The following is a 3,620-nucleotide window of genomic DNA, read 5'->3' as shown; positions in this document are numbered from 1 at the left end:
CGGGGTAATCCTGGCGGGAGGCGACAACAACATCTTTACCCAGATCGGCTTGATCGTACTGGTGGGACTGGCCTGCAAGAACGCCATCCTGATCGTCGAGTTCGCCAAGGAGAAACAGGAAGAAGGCATGGACCGCGTCAGCGCGGTGCTGGAAGCCTGCCGCCTGCGTCTGCGGCCGATTCTGATGACCAGCTTCGCCTTTATCATGGGTGTGGTGCCACTGGTACTGTCCTCCGGCGCCGGCGCAGAAATGCGCCATGCCATGGGGGTTGCCGTGTTCAGCGGCATGCTCGGCGTAACCTTCTTCGGTCTGCTGCTGACCCCGCTGTTCTATGTATTGATCCGCGCCTTTGTGGAGAAGCGTGAAGCGAAGAAAGTCGCGCGTCTGCAGGAGGTACAGGCATGAAGACCATTACCGCCAAACCTCTAGCGATTAGCCTGTTAGCACTGGCACTGACGGCCTGCGCCGTCGGCCCGGATTACCAGGCACCGCAGACTGCAGATGCCCAGCTGAGCAGCGCGCAAAGCAGTAGCTACGACCGCTCGCGTTTCGAAACCAGCTGGTGGCAGCAGTTCGACGACCCGATCCTCAACCAGTTGGTGCAACAGTCGCTGCAGGAAAACCGTCAACTGCGTGTGGCCTTTGCCCGCCTGCTGGCGGCCCAGGCCATCCGTGACGACCTCGGCAACGATCAGTTGCCGACCGTCACCAGCCGCGCCAGCGGTGAATTCGGTAAAGCCCAGCAACCCGGCGTCACCGAGCAGCGCGTGCGCGGCGAACGTTACGACCTGGGCCTGGATATGCTCTGGGAACTGGACCTGTTTGGTCGTATCCAGCGCCAACTGGAAGCCAGCGATGCCGAGCTGGACGTGGCCGAAGCGGATTACCAGCAACTGCAGGTCAGCCTGATCGCCGAACTGGTAGATGCCTACGGCAGCCTGCGCGGCGCACAACTGCGTGAACGTATTGCCCGCGCCAACCTGCAAAACCAGCAGGAATCCCGCGCCATAACCGAGCAATTGCGCGAAGCCGGCGTCGGTAGCCAGTTGGATGTGCTGCGCAGTGACGCGCGCCTGGCCGGCACCGAAGCCAGCCTGCCGCAACTGCAGGCCGAACAACAGCGCGCCAAGCACCGCATCGCCACCCTGCTCGGCCAACGCCCGGACCAATTGAGCGTCGACCTCTCTGCTCAGGACCTGCCCGCCATCGCCAAAGCCCTGCCAGTTGGCGATCCCGGCGAGTTGCTGCGCCGCCGTCCGGATATCCGTGCCGCCGAACGGCAATTGGCCGCCGCCACCGCCAATATCGGCGTGGCCACAGCGGACCTGTTTCCACGGGTGAGCATGTCCGGCTTCCTCGGCTTCACCGCCGGGCGTGGCTCGCAGCTGGGCTCGTCGGCAGCGCAAGCCTGGGGCCTGGCACCGACCATCAGCTGGGCCGCTTTTGATCTGGGCAGCGTGCGTGCACGACTGCGCGGGGCTGAAGCCGAAGCCGATGGCGCACTGGCCAACTATGAACAGCAGGTGCTGCTGGCCCTGGAAGAATCGGCCAACGCCTTTAGCGACTACGGCAAGCGTCAGCAGCGCCTGCTCGCCCTGCTGCGCCAATCCGACGCCAGCCGCGCCGCAGCCGAACAAGCCCGCGTGCGCTACCGCGAAGGTGAAGTGGACTTTCTCGTGCTGCTCGACGCCGAACGCGAACGCCTAAGCGCCGAAGACGCCCAGGCCCAGGCGGAAGTCGAGCTGTATCGCGGCATCGTCGCCATCTACAAGGCCCTAGGCGGCGGGTGGCAGCCTAACGCTTAACTTTGAGAACCTACTTACGATCTCGCGAGCTAGAGACCTGCAAGGCAAAAATAGGCGAGGAAGCGGAGTTTACTGGTGTAAATGAGCATTCCGAGCCTGTTTTTAACGCAGCAGGGCCGAAGCGCAGCAGATTGTAAGCAGGTTCTTACAGACTCTCCCCCGGTTGGCTTCCCAACCCCTTCCCGCCCCACGGCATCCGCTCCTTGCCGTGGGGCTTTTTTATGAGTGAAACGGCCGCACCTCAACCGGTGCCCGACAGGCAATGGCGGCCTTGCGCCCCCAGGCCAGCGCCTCCTCCATATCAGCCGTTTCCAAAACCCAGAAACCACCTACGTGTTCCTTGGTCTGCAGGTATGGCCCGTCACTAACAAGCACCTCGCCATTGGGCTGCGCTCGTAGTGCTTTCGCGCGGCGCGCCGGGAGCAGACCGCCGACGAAAATCCTGACACCGGCCGCCACCATCGCGTCATTAAGCACGTCGATATCGCGGGTCATTGCCTCATCCTCGGCAATGGCCGGGTCGTAGTCATCAGGATGGTGGATCGCCACCAGATACTGCGCCATAACGCCTCCTGCTACGGTCTTTAGTCGCCCGGATAAATATGCTGAACGCGCTCAGCCATGCGTCATATGCGCTCTTGCGTCGTGAATGAGCGCAATCCGCCGAGCGCACTTGCAAACAGCAATGCAAAACCGGCATTGAGCAGCGCGTTTTGCCAGAAGCCAGACAGCAGCGAATAGGCTGTGTCAGGGATAAACCAGGCGAGCAGTGACACAACAAACATCCACCATGCGTCTTGGCTGCCTCTGCGCACGGGGCCAAGCGCGAGAAACATCAGCACAGCGCCCCAGCCGAACATCACCGAGCCCAGCACGGCATGCACCAGGCTGATATAAGCCAAGGCTTCAGGGCCGAATGTATTGAGGTGTGCCGCCGATGCGTAAACCAGCAGGCTGAATGCTTGCAGGGTAAAGCCCGGCATCAGCACAAGCGCAAGCCCGAACAACATCAGCCCAGCGGTGGCTGCAACGAGTAAACGCCAGCAAAAAAGCTGAATACGGTTCACGGCTTCTCCAGATATCTAATGCCTGTACCGAGGCCGTAAACACTGGTTTGTGCCCACGCGGTACGGGTGTCCATGGGCATGATTAGTTAGCCTGCCGCGCGAGCGCCACTGAGCCGCTTTTGCATAAACACACTCAGCGGATGTTCAGGGTAGTCGCCGAATGCGCTGCATATCTGGAAGCCATGCTTCTGATAAAACGCCAACGCCTCTGCTTGGTAAGGGCCCGTTTCAAGTTGCAACATCCGACAACCGCGCTTTATCGACTCGACTTCAAGCTGTAACAACACCTGCGCAGCCGCACCTTGCGCACGGTTGGCTGGGCGCACAAACATGCGCTTTAGCTCCCCTGCCCCATCGCCAAGCACCACCGCAGCGCAAGCAATGGCCGCCCCGTCGTTGCCTCTGGCCACAGCAAACAACACGTTGTCCTGCTCAAGCGTGGTCAGGTCCAGCGCATAGCGCGCTTCGGCCGGGTACAAGGTGTCCTGATACGCATCCAACTCCGCGATAAGCGCAATAACTTCAGGCTGGTTTGGAGGCTCTAGCTGCACGCGCATGCTTATATTCTCTGCGGTTTGGTTAAGGGTTGCATTTGGTTTACTCCGTTAGGGAAACTCTGAAAAAGACTTTCTGATTTGGCAAAATACCGCGACCCCACCCACCGAGTTTCCCGATGAAGCAGATGACCTTCGCCGACGCCGAGTACGCTGGCAAGCGCAAGCAAACCCGCAAGGAGTTGTTCCTGAT

At 60.7% G+C, this 3,620-nt stretch carries 6 protein-coding genes; 2 read left to right on the top strand and 4 right to left on the bottom strand.

Translation table 11 applies throughout. The annotated features are described in order from the left end of the window. The coding region (locus Q8O69_RS20225) for an efflux RND transporter permease subunit (protein ID WP_305594042.1) at window positions 1–406 on the top strand (406 nt) is incomplete at its 5' end. Further along, on the top strand, window positions 403–1,806 hold the full coding sequence (locus tag Q8O69_RS20220; RefSeq protein ID WP_305594040.1) for an efflux transporter outer membrane subunit: 1,404 nt from the start codon (window positions 403–405) through the stop codon (window positions 1,804–1,806). The genes Q8O69_RS20225 and Q8O69_RS20220, both read left to right, overlap by 4 nt. Window positions 1,807–2,025: 219 nt before the next feature. Here Q8O69_RS20220 and Q8O69_RS20215 read toward each other — a convergent pair whose 3' ends face one another. The 4 genes from Q8O69_RS20215 to Q8O69_RS20200 all read right to left on the bottom strand — a co-directional run. Next, complete coding sequence (locus tag Q8O69_RS20215) at window positions 2,026–2,370, bottom strand: YciI family protein (RefSeq protein WP_305594038.1); 345 nt, start codon at window positions 2,368–2,370, stop codon at window positions 2,026–2,028. A 62-nt stretch (window positions 2,371–2,432) separates the two neighbouring features. Next, entirely contained in the window at window positions 2,433–2,873 is a 441-nt protein-coding gene (locus Q8O69_RS20210; RefSeq protein ID WP_304869162.1) for a hypothetical protein, read from the bottom strand. An 86-nt stretch (window positions 2,874–2,959) separates the two neighbouring features. Next, entirely contained in the window at window positions 2,960–3,430 is a 471-nt protein-coding gene (locus tag Q8O69_RS20205; protein ID WP_305594036.1) for a GNAT family N-acetyltransferase, read from the bottom strand. Window positions 3,431–3,432: 2 nt separating this feature from the next. Beyond that, window positions 3,433–3,620 (bottom strand): hypothetical protein (locus Q8O69_RS20200; protein ID WP_305594034.1); only part of this gene is annotated, 188 nt, incomplete at its 5' end.

It is taken from the genome of Pseudomonas sp. (genome assembly GCF_030690725.1).
GTDB lineage: Bacteria > Pseudomonadota > Gammaproteobacteria > Pseudomonadales > Pseudomonadaceae > Aquipseudomonas.
This window is presented reverse-complemented; position numbering and strand designations above follow the sequence as displayed.

What these genes read in the sequence shown, in the direction of transcription:
- Q8O69_RS20205 (WP_305594036.1), bottom strand. Translation starts at nt 3,430, where the DNA reads ATGCGCGTGCAGCTAGAGCCTCCAAACCAGCCTGAAGTTATTGCGCTT.
- Q8O69_RS20220 (WP_305594040.1), top strand. Translation starts at nt 403, where the DNA reads ATGAAGACCATTACCGCCAAACCTCTAGCGATTAGCCTGTTAGCACTG.
- Q8O69_RS20215 (WP_305594038.1), bottom strand. Translation starts at nt 2,370, where the DNA reads ATGGCGCAGTATCTGGTGGCGATCCACCATCCTGATGACTACGACCCG.